This window comes from Vibrio sp. MOR3 (assembly GCF_001557775.1).
GTDB lineage: Bacteria > Pseudomonadota > Gammaproteobacteria > Enterobacterales > Vibrionaceae > Vibrio > Vibrio jasicida.
In genome coordinates, this window is sequence record NZ_LNRD01000004.1 from 191,853 (window position 1) to 212,412 (window position 20,560).

Annotated in this window: 13 protein-coding genes; 9 read left to right on the top strand and 4 right to left on the bottom strand. The window is 43.3% G+C overall.

The features are described from left to right. The first annotated feature begins 10 nt into the window (after positions 1–10). The 6 genes from ATB76_RS10630 to ATB76_RS10655 all read left to right on the top strand — a co-directional run bounded on the left by ATB76_RS10630 (position 11) and on the right by ATB76_RS10655 (position 9,467). On the top strand, positions 11–1,894 hold the full coding sequence (locus tag ATB76_RS10630; protein WP_061035150.1) for a cache domain-containing protein: 1,884 nt from the start codon (positions 11–13) through the stop codon (positions 1,892–1,894). Then, positions 1,887–3,113, top strand: a complete 1,227-nt coding sequence (locus ATB76_RS10635; RefSeq protein ID WP_061035151.1) for a response regulator — start codon at positions 1,887–1,889, stop codon at positions 3,111–3,113. The genes ATB76_RS10630 and ATB76_RS10635 overlap by 8 nt, the downstream gene beginning before the upstream one ends. 113 nt (positions 3,114–3,226) lie before the next feature. Continuing rightward, the gene (locus tag ATB76_RS10640) at positions 3,227–4,618 is read left to right on the top strand and encodes an HlyD family type I secretion periplasmic adaptor subunit (RefSeq protein WP_038871570.1); all 1,392 of its coding nucleotides are present in this window, start codon (positions 3,227–3,229) and stop codon (positions 4,616–4,618) included. Between the two features lie 113 nt (positions 4,619–4,731). Continuing rightward, positions 4,732–5,415 (top strand): transglutaminase-like cysteine peptidase, encoded by a 684-nt coding sequence (locus tag ATB76_RS10645; RefSeq protein ID WP_061035152.1) that lies wholly within the window; start codon positions 4,732–4,734, stop codon positions 5,413–5,415. Positions 5,416–5,420: 5 nt separating this feature from the next. Next, positions 5,421–7,334, top strand: a complete 1,914-nt coding sequence (locus ATB76_RS10650) for a LapD/MoxY N-terminal periplasmic domain-containing protein (protein ID WP_038871616.1) — start codon at positions 5,421–5,423, stop codon at positions 7,332–7,334. 18 nt (positions 7,335–7,352) lie between these two features. Continuing rightward, complete coding sequence (locus ATB76_RS10655) at positions 7,353–9,467, top strand: type I secretion system permease/ATPase (RefSeq protein ID WP_038871576.1); 2,115 nt, start codon at positions 7,353–7,355, stop codon at positions 9,465–9,467. Between the two features lie 52 nt (positions 9,468–9,519). On the opposite strand, the gene ATB76_RS28795 is transcribed toward ATB76_RS10655, so the two are convergent. After that, complete coding sequence (locus tag ATB76_RS28795; protein WP_009706678.1) at positions 9,520–9,654, bottom strand: hypothetical protein; 135 nt, start codon at positions 9,652–9,654, stop codon at positions 9,520–9,522. 208 nt (positions 9,655–9,862) lie between these two features. Between ATB76_RS28795 and ATB76_RS10660 the strand changes: the two genes are divergently transcribed. Then, positions 9,863–10,450 (top strand): mechanosensitive ion channel family protein, encoded by a 588-nt coding sequence (locus ATB76_RS10660; protein ID WP_061035153.1) that lies wholly within the window; start codon positions 9,863–9,865, stop codon positions 10,448–10,450. 489 nt (positions 10,451–10,939) lie between these two features. Here ATB76_RS10660 and ATB76_RS10670 read toward each other — a convergent pair whose 3' ends face one another. The 3 genes from ATB76_RS10670 to ATB76_RS10680 form a co-directional block, all read right to left on the bottom strand. After that, positions 10,940–18,391 (bottom strand): RHS repeat-associated core domain-containing protein, encoded by a 7,452-nt coding sequence (locus tag ATB76_RS10670; RefSeq protein ID WP_240538035.1) that lies wholly within the window; start codon positions 18,389–18,391, stop codon positions 10,940–10,942. A 29-nt stretch (positions 18,392–18,420) separates the two neighbouring features. Next, on the bottom strand, positions 18,421–18,786 hold the full coding sequence (locus tag ATB76_RS10675; protein ID WP_061035155.1) for a hypothetical protein: 366 nt from the start codon (positions 18,784–18,786) through the stop codon (positions 18,421–18,423). A 133-nt stretch (positions 18,787–18,919) separates the two neighbouring features. Beyond that, positions 18,920–19,264 (bottom strand): hypothetical protein, encoded by a 345-nt coding sequence (locus ATB76_RS10680; protein ID WP_061035156.1) that lies wholly within the window; start codon positions 19,262–19,264, stop codon positions 18,920–18,922. A gap of 165 nt (positions 19,265–19,429) precedes the next feature. Between ATB76_RS10680 and ATB76_RS10685 the strand changes: the two genes are divergently transcribed. Further along, entirely contained in the window at positions 19,430–19,885 is a 456-nt protein-coding gene (locus ATB76_RS10685; protein WP_061035157.1) for a hypothetical protein, read from the top strand. 50 nt (positions 19,886–19,935) lie between these two features. After that, the gene (locus tag ATB76_RS10690; RefSeq protein WP_155647551.1) at positions 19,936–20,265 is read left to right on the top strand and encodes a hypothetical protein; all 330 of its coding nucleotides are present in this window, start codon (positions 19,936–19,938) and stop codon (positions 20,263–20,265) included. Positions 20,266–20,560 lie beyond the last annotated feature (295 nt).

The following is a 20,560-nucleotide window of genomic DNA, read 5'->3' on the forward strand; positions in this document are numbered from 1 at the left end:
GCATCGTTAAATGCCTTTTGATAACATGGCGTTAAAAACGAGTGAGCCAACCGTGAACCTACTCAACCCCAAAGCTCTGCGCCATTTTTTGCTGGTGTTGCTCGCCATCGGTATGGTCGGGCTAATATCGACTCATAAGTACGCAACCCAGCATCAACATGATCAATGGCAAAAAAAACTTCAAACCCAAGCCACGCAAGTTGCTCAGGAGATCGATTATGAGTTGGCTAAGTTTGAACAAATCCCCAATCTACTCAGCCACGATCCAAGATTGCTCGACGCTATAAAAATCGGAAAACCGTCTGATGCACTTAACCGTTTGTTGGCGGAATGGCTCACACAAAGCTTGGCCGATACCATCTATGTCCACGACAAAACGGGCTTAGTAATCGCATCAAGTAATTACCAGCAAGACGACAGTTTTGTGGGCTCTAACTTTGCCTTTCGCCCTTATTTTCAGAACGCGCTCAATGGTGAGAAAGCCCAATACGTTGGATTAGGCGTTCGCTCTAATAAGCGGGGCTATTTCTTCTCATCTCCGCTTTGGGTTGATGACAAAGTCGCGGGAGTGATTACGGTTAAAGTCAACTTAGAACAACTTGAACAAAGGTTGGTTCAAGACGATGGAGATTTACTCGTCACAGGCGTGCATGACGTCGTTTTCATGAGTAATCTACCGGATTGGCGTTATCGCGCATTGTTTCCACTTTCCGAAGCAGCAAAACATGAACTCAGTCAAACCCAACAATACGGCCACTCCCTACCAGAATATCGTGGTGAGTTAACCGGAAAAAGTGGTGCGACGCAGTTTAAAAACAATCAACTTCTACTCTCTCCAAACTATCTAGCATACGCGACCCAGTTGTTTGAAAAAGGCTTTCGTGTTGTAGCACTGATCAGCCAGCAAGAAGTACTCACCGCCGTTCTTCAAGCCGATGTCATTTATCTGCTGTTGTATGCCTTGGTTGGTTTAATTGCTTTGGCTTGGTTCCAAATGCTGGTCAACAAAGCACGCCTCGCGAATGTGAACGCGAACTTGGAAGAAAAAGTCTCGGAAAGAACTTTGGTCCTCAGCCAAGCCAACCACAAATTGCAGCAAACCGTGCATCAATATGAGAAGAGTCAGCAAGAACTCAAGCAAACTCAACAAGAGTTGACGCAAGCCGCCAAACTCGCACTGCTTGGGGAGCTGTCCGCCAGCATCAATCACGAAATTAACCAGCCACTTGCCGCGCTGCGAACCTACACCGAAAACTCACAACGTTTGATGGCAAAGGAGCGTTACCCTATGGTGGCAAGCAATTTGGATAAGATGCTGTCACTCAACGACACGATTGCCGAAGTCATTGCTCGTTTAAAAGTCTTTACACGCAAAACCGACAGCAACCAACACAGCGAAGTCGCCATCCTGCATGATGCTGTACACAACGCCACGCGAATTTTGAGTAACCAGCTGATCAAGCAAGGCGTAACATTAAAAGTGCCAACTATCGAATATAACGTGAGGTTAGCGATTCACAGCGTTGAGCTTGAGCAAGTGCTGATTAACCTATTTCATAATGCGGCGCAAGCCATGGATAGCTACTGCATTGATCCACAAATTTCGATTGCCGTGCAATGCGAAGAAACTCACTGCGATATTTTAGTTTCCGACAACGGCCCAGGCATGTTCGAGAGTGCCTTAGCAAAAGTCTTCGACCCATTCTTCACTACCAAGCCCGAGGGATTGGGCTTAGGATTAACCATTTCAAAACGTATTTTAGAGAGCTATCAAGGTGCTTTGAGCGCTTACCAACATCTAGACGCTCAAACACAAAAAGTAAACGGCATGACTTTTGTTATCACGGTTCCACTCGCTACAACACCTTCCTTAGGGGAAAACACCTATGCATAATCCCGTTTTCTTTGTCGATGATGAACCACATATTCGTGATGCTGTATCACAAGCGCTTTTAATTGAAGATATCGAAGTAACCTGTTTTCCCAATGCAGTCGAAGCACTACGCGTTATCGACCCGCACACACCAGCCTTGATCATTACCGATATCCATATGCCAGTGATGAACGGCTTAGAGTTTATGAGCACGCTGCTGAGCAAAAACAATCACTTTCAGTTTATTGTCCTCACTGGCCACGGTGATGTAAAAACAGCGGTAGAGGCGATGAAAAGTGGCGCATATGACTTTCTCGAAAAGCCATTCTCGACAGAGCAACTGTTAAAATCACTGAATAACGCCAGTGACAAACTGACTCTATTGCAAGAAAACGTCTGGTTGAAAAAAGAGCTCGATATGCAAACGCACGTGGGGCCAAAAATGATTGGTCATAGCCAAGTTATGGTCGATATTCGCCGAACCTTAATCAGCGCCTCACTCCACCAGCCACTGATCTTTTTTGGCGAAGATGGCACAGGACGAAGGCTCGCTGCGCAATTTGCCCACGATATTCATGCCACGTCAGACAGTGAAATGATCGTCGCGTCTGGTGAAGATTTGTATGAATTAAGCTCGGATGCGTTCGACAAAGCGATTTATCATTTGTCACAAGGGAGGCCACATTGCAGTTTGTATCTTCACAGTGCCGAACACATCTCATTACCACAATGGCAATGCCTGTTTAAGCACCCAAGCTTACAACGCGTGTTTGGGGCCGCAAACAAAGTAGTGCAAGGAGTCGAGACATTGGCTAAGTTGATTCGTATGCCGAGCTTGGACGAGCGCAAAGAAGACATAGGCCCGCTGTATAAACATTTTGTTCGCCATGCTGCCAGTCGTTATCAGTTGCAACCACCACAAATCAGTTTGGCAGAAGTAAAACGAATAACAGAACTGACTTGGCCAGAAAACATCAAACAATTGAGGCAGTTTGCGGAATTGCGCGCCCTCAAACCAGATGCGTTTCGCATGGAAGACTGGAACAGTGAAAAGAGCATTGAAATCCAAAGTATGACTCAACGCACAGAACACTTTGAATATTGCTTATTGTTCGATGCACTACAACGACATAGAGGCAGACTCAAAGAGGTTCAACTAGAATTACAGGTGTCGCGAAAAACGTTGTATGACAAACTAAAACGACATCAGTTGGATAAAACAAAGTTCAAGGCACTGTAAAAGAGGGACCATCTACCCCTTTCACACATTTTTATTAACCGAGCATGCTGACATGGTCGGTTAATAATAATAAGATCAAAAAGATAAACCGTCTTTATAAAACAAGGAATGTGATGAGCCGAGACAACTACAACAAGCTAAGCAACGACGAGTTGGATTTTGTTGACGATAAAACCGCTGCTTTGCTCCTGAACACGCCGAGTAGTGCCCGCCTTATGTTGTGGGTTATGGTGTTGTTTTTTGTTGCTGCTATTGGCTGGGCATCTTGGGCGCAAATCGACAAGGTGACGGTTGGTCAAGGCAAAGTCATTCCTTCTTCTCAAATCCAAGTGGTACAAAACCTTGAAGGCGGCTTGGTCAAAGAGATCTTAGTAAAAGAAGGCGAACAAGTAGAGAAAGGCCAGCAGCTGTTGCTGATTGACGACACGCGATTTCGCTCAGACTTTCGAGAACGTGAACAACAAGTAGCGAACTTAACGGCTTCGGTGTTGCAGCTTTCAGCCTCCATCAGCAGTGTAGAAGTGAACCGTGATTTTGAAGACAAAGACTGGGAACAAAGTGTCTTACTCGATTACGGTAAATTGACGTTCCCACCGACACTTGAAGAGAACCAACCTCGCCTCACCCAACGCCAAAAAGCAGAGTACCGCGAAGATCTCGACAACTTACGCAACCAGCTGTCAGTTATCGATCAGCAAGTTAAGCAGAAACAACAAGATTTGGTTGAAATTAGGGCGCGAGTTAACAACTTGCGCCAAAGCTACCGATTCGCGAAGAAAGAGCTAGACATCACGAAGCCACTGGCAGACGAAGGTGTCGTACCTCGTATTGAGCTACTCAAACTTCAACGCCAAGTAAACGATACTCGCCGTGAGATGACCTCTAGCGAACTGAAAATTCCAGTGCTTCGTTCTGCGATACGAGAATCCATGCTTAACCGTATTGATGTGGCATTGAAATTCCGCTCTGAACAACAAGAAAAGCTCAATAGCACTCAAGACCAACTGTCCGCACTCGTAGAATCCGCGGTAGGCCTAGAAGACCGAGTAAACCGCACTGTGGTGGTTTCTCCAGTAACCGGCACCATCAAAACTCTCAACGTGAACACCGTTGGTGGTGTTATTCAGCCAGGTATGGACATTGTTGAAATCGTTCCAACCGAAGACACTTTATTGGTCGAAGCAAAGATAGCCCCAAAAGACATCGCTTTCTTGCGTCCAGACCTTCACGCCATCGTGAAGTTTACCGCGTATGATTTCACCAAATATGGCGGTCTAGAAGGTGAACTAGAACACATCAGTGCGGATACCACACAAGATGAAGAAGGCAACAGCTTCTACATTGTTCGAGTCCGTACCGATAAAACCAATTTTGGACAGGATGCTGACTTACCAATCATTCCCGGTATGACAGCATCGGTCGATATCATCACAGGGAAACGAACCGTTTTGGAATACTTGCTTAAACCGATTTTGAGCGCCAAAACCAACGCACTGAAGGAGTAAGTATCTGCAAGGTACAAATAATGTATTCTTAAGTGACGACAAGTGGTTAAATAAAAAGCACTTTTCTCACCCACGAACGCATTTCAAAGGTACACTTGTGATGTGAGTCGAATATGCCACCCAAATTGAAGCGTAAAGTTACATTATTAATCAGCATCAGTTGTTTTTCGTTCCAAATTGGGGCGCTCAACAACAAGGAACAGCGATGGGTCGATACGGTCACTTCAGTTTATGGTGAGCGGGCAGGAATGCGCGTGAAAACATGGCGGGAAAACATCGACTTTTTTAAAACACTGGAGACTCATGAGAAGCTTGCAGGCGTTAACGACTTTTTCAACCAACTTTACTTCGTTGACGACATCAAACTTTGGGGAAAGAAAGACTACTGGGCAACACCGCTCGAATTTTTGGGCAGTAATGCGGGCGATTGTGAAGATTTCACTATTGCTAAGTACTTCTCACTGCTGGAGCTAGGCATACCCGATTCTAAGATGCGCTTGATCTATGTTAAAGCCATCGAACTGGATCAATTCCACATGGTATTGGCCTACTACCCGACCCCAAGCTCTGAGCCGCTCATTCTCGACAATATCAACCCAGACATTGTTCGAGCCTCCAAACGTAGCGACTTGCTACCGATTTACAGTTTTAATGGTTCAAACCTATGGCTAATGAAGTCTTCTGCTGGCACTGGAGAGTTAGCAGGAAAAGCCTCACGTTTGAGTCTTTGGAATGACTTACGCTCGCGCGAACGTAAGTTGCAGTTAAAGAAACCTAAAATTAACTATGACGAGTGAAAAACATGACCCTATATAAGAAGCTTGTAGTGGGAATGGTTACGGTCTTTTTACTTTTGATGGCATCAGTATTCGTAATCCAATTCAACACTACTCGAGACAGCTTAGAGCAGCAGCAACGTTCAGAGGTCAACAACACCATTAACACCGTTGGTTTAGCATTGGCACCGTATCTAAAAGATAAAGATAAGGTGGCAGTCGAGTCCGTGATTAATGCGTTGTTTGACGGCAGTACTTATTCTGTCGTACGTCTCACCGCGTTAGATTCGGATTACCAGATCGTGCGCTCGTACCCAGTAAAACCAAGCCATGTCCCGCAGTGGTTTATCGACCTGAATCTATTTAAAGCGATTCACGATAAACGCGTCGTAACCAGTGGTTGGATGCAGCTGGCTGAAGTAGAAATCATCAGCCACCCGGGTGCTGCTTACGAACAGTTGTGGCAAGGCTTTATTCGCCTGCTATCGGCATTTGGCGTTATCTTCCTAGCGGGTTTAGTCGCGATTTCTTACATCCTACGTCGCTCACTCAAACCTTTAGCAGCCATCGTGAAGAAAATGCACGAAATCGCCAACAACCAATTTGGTGACCCGCTTGCTCGTCCAAAGACCAAAGACCTCATTGCAGTCGTAGACGGTATCAATATGATGTCGGCTCAGATTGAACTGTCATTCAAAGAACAAGCGAAAGAAGCGCAGCGTCTACGCGCACAAGCTTACCTAGATCCGATCTCCAAACTGGGTAACCGCTCGTTCTACATCAACCAAGTTGACCAATGGTTGGCAGAACAAACGCAAGGGGGTATCGCGCTACTCCATGCAGAGTACATTGGTGACATCTACGAAACGAAAGACTACCAACGCGCTGATGCCCACGTGAAAGAGTTGTCTCAACGTCTTAAAAACACCATCGATGTACCAGGAGCAACCATTGCTCGTCTATCAAGCGACGAATTCGGTCTGTTATTCCCACACATGGATGAAAGCGAACTGCGCATCCTAGCGGATAGCATCGTCAACTGTGTGAATGGTCTGAACACAGACCCAACAGGTCTTGCTAAACCAAAAGCTTCGCTCGGAGTGGCACACAGTAAAGATCAGAAAACACGCTCAGAAGTGCTTTCCATGGTGGATAACGCACTATCGAAAGCAAAAGCGCAACCAGACAGAGCTTACGGCTTCGTGGGTGGTGAAAACTCTTCTAACCTAATGGGTAAGCAGCAATGGAAAGCGCTGGTTGAAGAAGCGATTCACGGTGATTGGATTAAATTCCGTTTTCAATCTGCGAAAAACACATGGGGCAAGGTATTCCACAACGAGGTGTTCTCTAGTATCGAAAAAGATGGCGAGACCTTCCGTGCCAACCAATACCTGTTTGCTTTAGAGCAGCTTGATGCCACCAACATTTTCGACCAATACGTCATTGAGTCGATGATTAAAATGCTAGAAAGCGGTGAGTTGAACGAACCTGTTGCCATCAACATTGCACAAAGCAGTCTGTCGCAACCTTCGTTCATTCGCTGGACCACCAGCATGCTAGAGAAGCACTCGAAAGTTGCGCCAATGCTGCACTTTGAGGTTCCAGAAGCGTGTTTCATCGATCATCCACACCATACAGCACTACTGTGTAATGCCATTCGTCAGTCAGGTGCAGAATTCGGTGTTGATAACTATGGTCGTAACTTCCAGTCACTTGAGTACATTCAGGAGTTCCGCCCGAATTACGTAAAACTGGATTACCTGTTCACGCACAACTTGCATGACGAAAAACAGAAATTCACGCTGACTTCGATCTCGCGAACCGCTCACAACTTGGGTATCACGACGATTGCATCACGTGTAGAAACGCAGATTCAGTTGGACTTCCTCACCGAGCACTTCGTCGAGGTCTTCCAAGGTTTCATCGTCGACAAGGAATAAAGAAAAGGTATACCAAGGATGAAAGACCCTTTACTGAACTCGCTGATTTACGTTAGCCGTTATTACGGTTTAGCCAACTCTCCGGAAGCGCTAATTAATGGGCTTCCACTCTCTGAGGGTAAGCTCACACCGTTTCTGCTACCGAGAGCGGCGGAAAGGGCCGGATTGGTTGCCAAGGAAAACCGTGCAGAATTAGACAAAATCTCAAGCCTAATTCTGCCGGCTATCTTACTTCTTAAAGGTGGCGACTCTTGCGTTCTCAATAGTATTAATTTGGAGACACAAGAAGCAGAGATCACCACCCTAGAAAGCGGTTTGGTGCCCATCTCCATCCCTCTAGAAGAACTACTTGAGCAGTACACTGGTCGCTACTTTTTAGTTAAAAAACAATTTCGATATGATGAGCGCTCTCCCGAAGTGCTCAAAACCAAAGAAGGCCACTGGTTCTGGTCAACCTTATGGCAGTCTAAACGCATCTACCGCGATGTACTTATCGCTTCTATCCTCATCAACATCTTCGCCATTGCCGCACCAATGTTCACTCGCTTGGTGTACGACAAAGTAGTCCCTAACCTCGCATTTGAAACTCTATGGGTGCTGGCAAGTGGTATCTTCGTAGTGTTCTTGTTCGATTTCTTGCTCAAATCACTGCGTAACTACTTTATTGATGTTGCGGGTAAGAAATCCGACATCCTGATTTCTTCAAAGCTTTTCAGCAAAGTGATGGGCATCCGAATGGAGTCCAAACCACCTTCAGTGGGTGCGTTTGCTCGCCACTTACAAGAGTTCGAATCGATTCGTGAGTTCTTCACCTCTGCAACCGTGAGTGCTCTGATCGACTTACCTTTCGCGATTTTGTTCCTAGTCATCATCTGGCTGATGGCGGGCGATCTAGTTTACGTGCCAATGATTGGTGTGGTGATTCTGATGATTCACTCGGCGTTGATTCAAGGTCCACTGCGCCGCTCAATTGAAGAAGGTTCTCGCCTTGCTTCGCAGAAATACGCCAACCTGATTGAAAGCCTTTCCGGCCTAGAAACCGTGAAAATGCTGAGTGCACAAAGCCAATTCCAATACCGTTGGGAAGAAGCCGTTGCACACATGGCAAACTGGAACATCAAGAGCCGTCGTATTACCGACAGCATTCAAAACGCAGCGGGCTTTGTTCAACAAAGTAGTAACGTCGGCATGATCATTCTGGGTGTTTATCTCATCTCAAACGGCGATTTGACGATGGGTGGCTTGATTGCAGCAACCATGCTAAGTGGTCGTGCAATTGGTCCAATGGTTCAGCTTTCATTGTTGTCTACACGCTACAACCAAGCGAAGTCTTCGATGACCATCATTAATCAAGTGATGGAAATGCCAGACGAGCAAGAAGAAGGTAAACGCTACATTCATCGTCCTATCGTTCAAGGTAAGATTGAGATTGACCGAGTGACCTTCCATTACCCAGATGCGCCAGTGGCATCGATTCGTGATTTAAGCCTAACGATTAATCCAGGTGAAAAAGTCGCAATCATCGGTCGTATTGGTTCAGGTAAAACCACGTTAGAACGCCTGATAATGGGCCTGTACAAGCCGACAGAGGGTCACGTGCGTATTGATGACACAGACATCGAACAGCTTCACCATGTGGACGTACGACGCAATATTGGCTGTGTACCGCAAGATTCGAATCTGTTCTTCGGTTCTATTCGCGACAATATTACCCTAGGTCGTCCGCTCACCGATGACCGCGACGTATTAGACGCCGCAAACCGTGCAGGTGTCACCGCCTTTACTCAATCAGATCCCGCGGGTCTAGAGCGTCAAGTGGGCGAAGGTGGCGGCATGTTATCTGGTGGTCAACGTCAAGCTGTGACAATTGCACGAGCTTTCTTGGGGCGTCCTCCAGTGCTCTTAATGGATGAACCAACCAGTGCAATGGATAACCGTTCAGAAATGCACATCAAACATCAGTTAGCACAGCTAAAACCGAGCGAAACGCTGATTTTGATTACTCACAAAACTTCAATGCTCGATATTGTTGATCGCGTAATAGTGATGGAAAAAGGCAGCGTGATTGCTGATGGTCCGAAAGCGCAAGTACTGAACGACTTGAAGCAAGGTAAAGTTCGTGCCGTGAGCTAAAACCGCACAAACAGAAAATCAAAGCCCCGTTGAACACAGCGTTTCGCGAGGCTTATTTATTGATAGTCAGTAATCCAAAGTATCCAAACTCTTCAAGGAATATCCAAAGCAGCACAAAACCAACAATAACCACTAATCCCATGATTGCCCTTTCATCTTCTTCCATCGCATCCCTACCATTTTCCATAACGATCGTAAGCTCCGTTTCTAGATTAGCAGCAGCCAACACACCAGATATTAGAGTTCGTCTATTCTCAATTCGGAACTGAGATATAGCTCAAAATTTGTTCAAAACAAATCTCATGCGGAAACGAAATTTATAATTACTTGAGAGACAAAATCGGCTATAACACGCGCCTTCTTAATATTCTCGAGTTGAAGAAATGAATCATTGGATGCATCTAGAGCAAATCAGCCAGTATTTCACGGCTGGCTCTATTGGCTATAAAGTGTTGATGGGCGTCATCATTCTGATTGCTTATCGTGTACTGAAGAAAATCGCTAACCGTGCCATTCTGAATTTAGCAGAATCCAAAGGGGTTAAAAAAGCACGCCTGAGCTTTATACAGCGTTGCTTCAACGTCGCTTTTTTGTTCGTGTTTGTGTCGATTTTCGCGATCGTTACTGGTATTGGCTATGGCGATGTGTCGCTGTTCCTATCATCGATTTTCGCAGTATTAGGTGTGGCTTTCATCGCGCAATGGTCGATTCTTAGTAACATTACAGCAAGCTTTCTGATTTTCTTTGTCTTCCCATACCGTGTCGGTGACCGAATTAAAGTGGTAGATAAAGACGAAGACATCAGTGGTGAGATTCAGGAAATTCGTATGTTCCATGTGTTGATCAAGCACGACAACGGCAACCTGATCACTTACCCGAACAACTTGATGCTACAAAAAGCGGTCTTAAAACTGGCAAAAGAAAAACCCAAGCCTGAGGAGCCAAAAACCACCTCACGTATTTATACCCGCAGAAAGAAATAGCCCACTAAAAAGCCGATGTATCTACATCGGCTTTACTTATATTAATCACATGAATAAGTTAATAGGTTCAGTCTGTTAAATTACTTATTTTAAGACAGTTCCTTGCAGGGAAAAATTCACATATGGAACCATCTCTATAATTGCTAGTTAACAGAAGTTCTCCATTAACTAATAATTTATATATTGGAATGCGCTCACTACTTTTACTTCTTTTGTCAAAGGCTAGTTCTATTTTATCTGTTATATTCACTTGCTTTAATAAAAGCGAACACTTAAAAGAAGACATTTCATCAAAGTAAAACTCTCTACCATCAGAGTAAATGGTAAATCCATATGTATATGACCGCCCGCTGTAATACTTTTCGCATGAAATATTTGTAGCAATAAACCTTTCAAACTTCACAGGTCTGAGTTCTGGTGGTAAATAAAACCACCAGACTAGGCTTACGACTAACGTGAGCGATAGTAACAAAATGCGAATGAACATACTTAATTACCATTATCTAAAGCAAGTGGTGTATCGATAACAACTGTCTTAATAACACCAGTGGTGTCCACGATATTACTAGCATTATACTCTGCCTTCATATAACCAGAAAAGCCTTTGGCAGATAGAGCAACATTTGTAGCAGCACTTGTCCAAATCCCGACTTTATTTGCAGTTTGAGCCTCTACACCAAGCGCAATTGCTGTTGACTTCGCTCCTTGGTGCACTATGTGCTCCTCGTCATAGAGCCTCGCACGTATACTAGCTGCACTATTTGCAGCTACAGCACAGCCCACACGAGTCGCGAGTACACAATCAGTAGCTCCACCAGCGACCCCTAAAACATCAAGCCCAATACCTAAATGATCTGCCTCCCTCATAGCTGTATAAGTCTGCCTTTCCGCTATAGCATTAGCGTTACTCAAAAGATTATCGGCTTCCATTTGAGACTGAGTAACTTGATTAAACTTGGGCACAAGGAGATCATTTAGCATCCTAGAAAATGCACCACTTACTGCACCATTTTGGAATTTTCCTCCAGTAAGGACTGAAACGGTGCCTCCAATAGCTGCACTCATTGCAGCATTATATATTTGGTTATTTAACTCTACACTACTGAACGTATCCATTGCTCCTCCAAGTGGGCTTAAGCTAATTCCCTGCATCACGGCCGCTGAAATAAAGCCATCACCAAAAGAACCACCTTGCATCACAGATGACATCCCGCCAGCCATACCATGAGCAACCATTTTACCCGCAGCCTCATACGCGCCGGAAGGAATAAAATTGTGAAGTGTGGCAAACATAGCACCCGACATTCCTCCAATCAGAGCGGACTTAAATGATCTTCCGGTTATAGCCCCAGACACTGCTCCGGCAACAAACCCCGTAACAACAAGTTGCCCTGCAGTTAAGCTAGCGATAGCGGTTACTTCAAAAACAATTGCGGCAGCATAAGGGGCAACAACCGCAACTGCTACGGCAGCAAGCATACGCCAATTCTTCTTAATAAATTTGCCAACTTTTTTGAACGCCCGTTTTATCTCTTTAAAAATCTTCTTAAAGAAATGACCAGAAGGGTCCGTATATTTCATCGGGTTATTCTGAACGTAACTATAACGGTTGAACGACTGACTATTGCTAGGGGCTTGAATAAAGCTATCAGCACTGATAAAACGCCCCAACGTCGCGTCGTACATACGAGCATTCATATGAGTAAGACCGATTTCATCGACTTGCTCATGCCCGGTATAACCACGATTTACCATTGGATCTTGTTCTAGATAGTTCGCTTCTTTATCCCACTCAAAATAACGCTCTTTACCCCAAGCATCGTAATTCTTGCGATCGACGACATTGCCCCATAGATCGGTGATCAGATCGTTTGAACCTAAAGCGTCACTGTGTAAGTAGCGAACTTGGCGATCAAATGAAGCCGTTTGTCCGGAGGCGTTAGACTTTTTACGATCAATATTGACGGCAACCAGTTTGCCACCACCACTAATGAATTGTTTATGTTCAACCTCACCATTCGCTCTTTCAATACGCTCATAAGCTTTACCGAGATACCACGTTTTGTCGCCATCTTGATTCTGCTTGAAATATCGCTGACGATTATTATCGTAGCTAAAGCTTACCCATTGGCTACCTCTTGTTATCTTGCTTGGCTTATTGAAACCAGTCCAAATAAAGGATCGGTTGTCTCCCGAGAGCATATTGCCATTGGCATCATAGGTATATTGCTTGTTTCCTGCTTTAGTTACAGCGTGAACATGGTCGAGATCATCATATTTGTAATGTCCGACATCTGATTTGTAGTCAATGTTACCTGCGCGGTTATAGCTAACAGAATAAGTCTTGTAGAACTGAGCATTTTGACGGTGCTTCCCATTTAAACCATTGAGAACATTAGATTCAAGACGATCAAGGTTATCGTAATCGTAGTATTCATCGATATTGTTGATTAAATCTGTACGACGTTTAACGTTATCCATTCGGTCGTACACATAATGCAGAGCACGTATAGATTTCGTGCCATCTTGGGTGGTTATATTGAGAAGTTGCCCCGTACCTTCATGGTAGTCATAAAGGTTAGCCAACCCATTCCCGTATAACTCAGCTCGTACTCGACCTTCAGCATCTAGGCCGTTGAGGGTCCAGTAGTAAACACGACCTTTGTTCAGGTGCTCGCTCTTTAGCCCTTCGAGAGCCTCAGACTCTAACTCGCTATCCGTAGACATGGTTTGATAACGAGTCGCTATCAATTCTGTCTGCTTGGCCAGAGAAACAAGTTGCTGCGCTGCAGAAACATAATTGGTCGCTTTTTGGTGCAGGTCATTGCGCACATATTCAAGACGTTGAATTTCTGCAGCTAAATTGTGTAGGCGATTAAATTGCTGCCTAATCTCGCTGTCATACAGTGGATGATCTCGGCCAACAGGAACCTCAGTAATACCCACTTGCCCAGAGCCATCAAAATCACCATAGAAAACCGTCGTGTTACTTGCCGTCAGCGTCGATTCAATCGCTCGCCATTCATCAAGGCTTACTTTCGAAATTGAGTTACCTTCCAGTTTTAGATGGAAAGCAGGCGGCGCGTAAAGCGGGATCGCTATATCCTGTGCGATAAGGACAAAGTTGTCAGGAACTTGCAGGTATTGCGCCCCATTGGCAGCAACAAATACATCAAGCGCCTTACCATAAACATGGTCGTAGATTTCACTCGTACCGCCAGCAACGTGCTGAATTTTATCACGTAAAAGCTCATACTCAGAAACTCTAGCCTCGTAAACGTAGACTTGCTTAACCAACTCGTCCGCTTTCAATAGATACGAGCGTGATTTCGACATCGCTTCATTGATCAGAGGCTGAATCACTTGTCGGTATTCAGCGTCACTAAATGTCAATTTAACTTGAGACTTGTCTCCCCAAACTCCAGTATTTATCCCAGTCTTAGAGTCGAAATCGTAATGCAAGCTAAATTGGTTAGGGCGTATTTCCTTCTCTAACTGACCTAAGTTGTTGTACTCAAAACTACGAGAAAACGTATGTGAAGCGGTAATCACTTGCTCAGTGTCAACTTGGCCTAACGATGTATAAGTAAGGTTTTTGGTATAACCCGGTTTAGTTTCCCTTAAAAGGGCGCCCTTCCATGAATGTTTACCATACGTATCGTAGATCCAACTCGATGTTTCTACTTCAGTCTTCTTTTTACCGCTAACCTCGGTGATAGTTTGAGTCGTTCTGGATGTCATACGACCAAGTACATCGTAATCCATTGTAGTCGTTTGACCTTTAGCATCCGTTTGGGAAATTAACTCACCAAAGCCATTATGCTTGTAGGTCCAATTTCCTAGATCAGGATCATCGGTATAGAATTTGTTACCAAGTTTATCGTAGCGATTGACGATCGTCGCACCATCTGCTCCCGTCGCTGTTAACAATTTACCAATAGGAGAGTAAGTTTTTTCAACCGTGGCACCTTCAGGCTGAGCAAACTTGATCTCCCATCCCATTGCATTACTGTAAGTGGTCTTTGAACGAGCTAAAGCGTCGGTTTCTGTTACAGTTAATGGCCCGTACGAGAACTTAATCCATGAAGGTTTCTCTCCTGCAGGACCAGGCTCTGAGATCGAATGAACTCTGCCTAGTTTGTCATAATGAGTAATTGAATACTGCGGAGTTTCCCCAGCGAAATAAGGTCTTGTGACTTTATAGAGTTGCCCTTTTGAATTGTAAAAGGAGTCTTTAATAACCCACTTATTGTTAAGGCCTAGAGAGGCTTTTCTGACTTCTCGCTCAAACACATCCAAGTAAATGATACTGGTACCAAGCCCATCAGCTTGTGTTACGACACAATAAACAGCCTGCGATGGTACTGTACCGCTAGCTCTACATTGAGTATCAGAGACCGGGTAATATTTAGTATATGTATCGTTAAACCCACCCTTACTCTTTGTGCGTGTTTGAACTGTTCTTCCAAATCCATCAACAAACACCCGAGACTCAAGTCCATTTATATCGAACGCTGTTGTATAGCCCGTTAAACGGTTTTTATTGGAGCGAGTCACAAAACCTTTTGCATTGGTAGAAACAACTTCTACATTTAGGCCGTTATAATTAATAACAGAACTTCCTGAACGAATTTCTGTACCTTTTTTATCTCCTGACCATGCACTAATACTTGTCGTCTCAACTTCACCTTCCGAGTTAAGCGCATAATTTTTGGTAACGGAAAGCTTGTCCCCTGGTTCGATAATTTCTTTCGTTAAATAACCTGTGGATGTATCGTAACCAAACTTTGAAGTGCGCTTTTCTTGATCGCCATTCGGCGCGATGTGGGTGACGGTTGATTGGCTAAGTCGTCCTAATATCCAAGAGTTAGGATTGTTACTATAAATACTCTCAGTTCGCTGGGTGAACGTCTCTTCTTTTTGAGTTACAGGATTCGTTGCCGTCGTTTTTACTTCTAGCAGACCAACGTTACCATACTCATCTAAACGATCTTGAGTGGTCTCAACTTTAGAAAGTAAACGACCACCAAGATCGTAACTGCTTGACGTTTCTTTGGTTTGATAAACCGTGAGACGTTTTTTGCTCAACTGCGCATGATTGGCGAGATCGAGAGAACCATCATGATTGGAATCATTAACATACCATTTTGAGGACAAGTGGCTTAAGTGTGGCAGGATATGAGCGACTTGACTTTGGCTAAGCTTGACCAATTTCGCATCATATATTGTGTATGAACCATCGATGACTTCTGATGATGCCTTGTCTTCCAAAACATAAACATCATTAGAAGGTAAAATAATCGGCACCAATATCTCACCCGCAATTGGGACAAATGTATCTGGAACTTTTAAGTATGTTTTCCCTTGGTAACTATATTGTTCGTAGTAACCAAACTCATTATTGGGTAAGTACGCACCACCTTGAGCAGCTTCAACGCGAACGATTTGCCCGCTCTTGCCCGAATTTTTATGAGCATATTCGGTCTTTGAGTAATTCAATAAAGTCCCAGATTCAGAGAAATTCCAATTCAATCCATTGGTTGAGAGAGTAGGTAAGATAAACTCTTTAGCCTCAGAGACCGATTGGGTATAAGGGAAGTCAGTACGGTATATTACCTCACGTCCCTTAGCATAAGGATCATCTGTTCGATACTGAACTTGTTTTATCCAAGAAAAGCCACTATGGCCTTCTCCCTGAAGGTGAAAGCGCCCCGGCCCGTAACGAAATTGTGTATGAACTTTTCCGCCAATCCCATCGTCGGCAGACAATGTTGAGACGACAGGAGCATTCGGGTTTGATGGTACATAAGGATAGGTTAGCTTTGTCGGCCACGTTGCGGATCCCACATCCTGATGGCGTGCGTACTCAACACTAGATTTAAAACCTAAACCGTTGGTTACAGACTTAAGTCTCGGCTGTGCTGTGGTCCGCTGATCGAACTCGTCACATTGCAAGAAGCTCCCACTTCCGGAGGATGCTCCTACTTGCCGACAAAAATCGAGATAACCATTTTGATTGAAGTCCAATATCCAAAAGCGGTGATTCGTTGTATCACTTCCGGAAAAGAATGAAAGGTTGTTCTCAGCAAAAATGTTCGTACAACGGAGAGCTTTCGACGACTTGCTCATACGGCAATAATCGGAACGACCATCTTGGTTGAGATCTAACCACCAACGACGATTCTCCACTCCCCAATTACCGTTCCAATCACCATCAATATCCCCTTCAAGGTTAATGTCATTATCAAACTTGTTAATATGACCTAACGACCCCAAAGAGCACGTCAGATTGCTACCGTTACCAGAAGACTTCCCTGTAGCCCTACAATAATCATCTGCGCCATCACCATTAACATCCACCCACCATCGACGATCGGAAAAGCCTAAATCATTCAGGGCTAGTTTTTGATTTTTAGCGATTATCTTACCTGCATTGAATCGAGTACAGGTTAGCTCTGCATCTTTTCCTGTTTTGGTCGCAGAACAAAGATCTTGGAAACCGTTCCCATCAATATCAGCCCACCAAGTTTCTTCCGATTTCCCCCATGCAATGTCAGTAATAGTATGAGTATTCGTAAAAGTGTTTAATCCGTTATTTTCACTACAGATCAACTCGTTCTTATTTCCTCTCCGACAGAAGTCTGGACGACCATTTCCAGTAAAGTCGAACGCCCAAGTCCAATCTTTACCCATACCAGAATTGGTGATTGGGATTGAGTATTTCTCAATATCTCCACTCGGAAGAAACTCAGAACAATGTATCTGATCTTCAAACACCCCGCATAGGCTAGGAACTCCATTACCATTGAAGTCTACCCATTGCTTCCACTTATCCATAAAAAGAACAGGATGTAACGCATAAGTGACATCTGAACTACTCTTTGACTTTACATCAAATTGGCAGATTAAATTTTTAACGAAAATGTTTGATGAATATCGAGGTCTGCAATAATCATGTTTTTGATCAGCATTTACATCAAAAAACCATTCAGTTTCACCGTCGGTTGCTCCTCCCCAGTGATTAATGCTCTTTTCAAATTGAAAATTTTCTGGTTTATTTTGGTACCATTCAAATGTAGTTTCTGGCAAACATTTTCCAGTACTATGACAATAACTAATACCCAGAATCTGTTGAGCTAAGACAGAATTACTGTCATCTTGAGAGACTCCTCGACGCCTTAGTTCATAGTAGTTTTTCAATTGATTATTAGCTTTTATTTCTATCTTGCTTAATTGCTTATTTCCCTTTCTTACTACGCCATTGACTTTATTAAAATATGTTTGTGTGGTATCTCTGGACTGCACTTTATCTGCTTCAATATAGACAAAGACAATATTAAAGATATCGTAGGTTATATTTTGAATCTGACCAATCTCATTGTAGTGATAGTGGATTGGATTTTTTCCGGTTCTATCATCAACTCTCGTTAATAACCAAGTAGCGTTATCAAGCTTTTTACCGAATGTAAGAATATCACCAGCTTTTGTATAAGCGGTAAATGAACTATCTGCTAAAGATGCATCCTTGCGCAGTACAACCTTGGAGTAATCTTCCATATAAGGTCGATAAACTGAACCTTTTTTGGCATTTGCACCTTCCGTAACAATCAGGCGACTTCCATCTAAACAGAAATTATCTAACTCATCGTATTGAACGGCTCTAACCTGACTATCAATGGTTTGCTGAGAGCCACAACGAGAAATGGTTGGCATCCCTGTAAGTGAAAAGCCAGAACCAATTACACCACTTGGAGTTCCACCACTAGAATAAACGAGAGAAAGTTGTGGAGAATTTCCACCACGCCCTTTAGGTACGGAGATTGGAAGCTGATATTGGGCAGTGCCTGATTGAACAACCAGTTCACCTGGTAAGGTTCCAACTTCTACTGCTTGAATTGAAAAGGCAAAAACGCTAAGGAACAGCATCGATAAACGAGACATTTTATTTTCCTTTTTAAATATAATCTGGATTATTTTTCTAGTTGTTCAATTTCGTTATAAAGATGGGTGATACTTGCCTCTAATTCTCGACTAGAGATTTGCTCAGAATCGGAAGAAACCAGAGGTAATTCGTCATTCCAAAGTGCTTTTCGAAGCTGTTTAACACTCACTTGTGAGTTCAGCTTATCAACCGAAAAGTCATCTTCATAAACCGGTTCAAATAAAGACTCATCAGCTAGCATTTGAGCCTCTAATTGCCTTTGTTCTTTTTCGCCCTTCCAAAGATAAATATTCAAAGTCAAGATCGCAGCAACGAATAACACAGCTAAAAACAAAGCTCGTTTTATGAAACTTTTTTTTTCAGTTTCATGTATGCCTTCGTTAGTAATTTCCAAGGTTTTTCCTCCTAGTCCCTAGAATAGGCAACCATGAACGACGCACTTCAATACCGATAGTGATGGTTCAAGGCTGTAATACTTCCAACAATACATTTGCAACTAAAACAGATATAAAAGCGCCTTACTCCAGCTATTGATATGAAACACTGTATATCTCGCAAACTGGTTTACTACTGCCAGACCATTGTTTTGATGTCGTGCCATGTAAAACGATTGGAGTTTTAGCTTGATAAGCAGCAACTAACATACTAAGAATACTCTCGTAACCTGCGCTTCCTTTATCAATGTAATAACCGTTAGCACACTGCTGACCGTTGTTATCTAGTGAGATAAAAACATCCCCATTTCCAAACCTTGAGTATGCAATCAATCTATCAATTGAGCTAAGAGAGGAGCCCTCAAGCTCAGATGCAGCAACGGGCAAGCTGATACTTAAAGTACAAGCAAGTATTAAAACTGAAGTTCGCAAAAGCATAACGATCCTGAACCGGTAAAAACTATGGTTTGTAACGTGAACCCAAAAAGCAAAGCTTCTTCTCACTCAAGCCATTGATCACGCAAATGTATGAAAATCATAAATAACTCAATGGTTACATTTCAATACACATTCACAAAAACATGAACAACATTGAATGATTTTATGAATATCAAGTTCGTTTTATATAACCCAGTCACATTTTTAATATTTGACTTTTTGCTTAGAAACAAAGTGCCTGTACGCTTGCGCCTTGATAACAAAGTAAATTTGGCCAACGAAATGAAAACTCGAGCTTATTTTCTTCTAGCCGTGCTGGTAATGGTAATTCCACTAGATTCTCGAGCAGAGGTTTCTACTGGCTTGGTAACAAAAATGGAATATGGCCCTGTTTACAGAGGTCTAGTGTTTGTCGATATAGAAGGGGAAACAAATACAGAATGTGCAACCAACCGAAACGGCTTCGATTACGCTTTTGACGCTTCAACCGAGGCTGGAAAACTCGTTTTTAGCCCTTTATTAGCAGCCCAAAGGAGTGGTGTAGAGGTAACATTGTCAGGCGAAGGCATTTGTACCTTGAATACGACCATTGAGGATCTTCGTTGGATGCAAAGTAAATAAAACTTCCAGAAAGTAAAAATTACCCCCAGCTCACCTTAAGGAGAACTATTTTGAAACGAATTTTTTTAATATCCATGATTATCCCTCTTTTCTTTTCAAGCTTTGCTTTCTCTTCAAGTAAAGAAGCCAGTGGAAAAGTTAAGTTATCAGCATCTAGTGGCTACATAATCGTTCAATTACTGGATGGAAGCGCAAATAGCTGTTCAAATAGATATTACTTTAAGCCAGATACAGACTATAACCGAGCACTTCTTTCAATGCTTCTCTCTTCACAGATGTCAGGAAAATCAGTTTGGGTAAATGGTAGTGGGGAATGTCAATCCGGTTATCCATTTAATAAAGCATACAAACTTGAAAATATGACTATATATGTTAACTAAGGATTACTATGAGAACTATCGCTATTTTACTTACTCTATTTTATTCTGCATTTTCTTACTCTAGCTCTTCAATCCACTGCAAAGGAGATATTAATAACACTTGGGTAGACTCTAGTGGACTATTGCTTATATCAGCAACTTGGGCAACTAAACCAATTGGATTATGTAAGGTTTCGACGAAACATAACAACATAGAACCGGACACTTGTAAAACATGGGTTTCCATTGCTCTATCGGCATTAACAAGCAAGAAACCAACGACGATACAATACTTCAACGTGACTTCTTGCAGTGA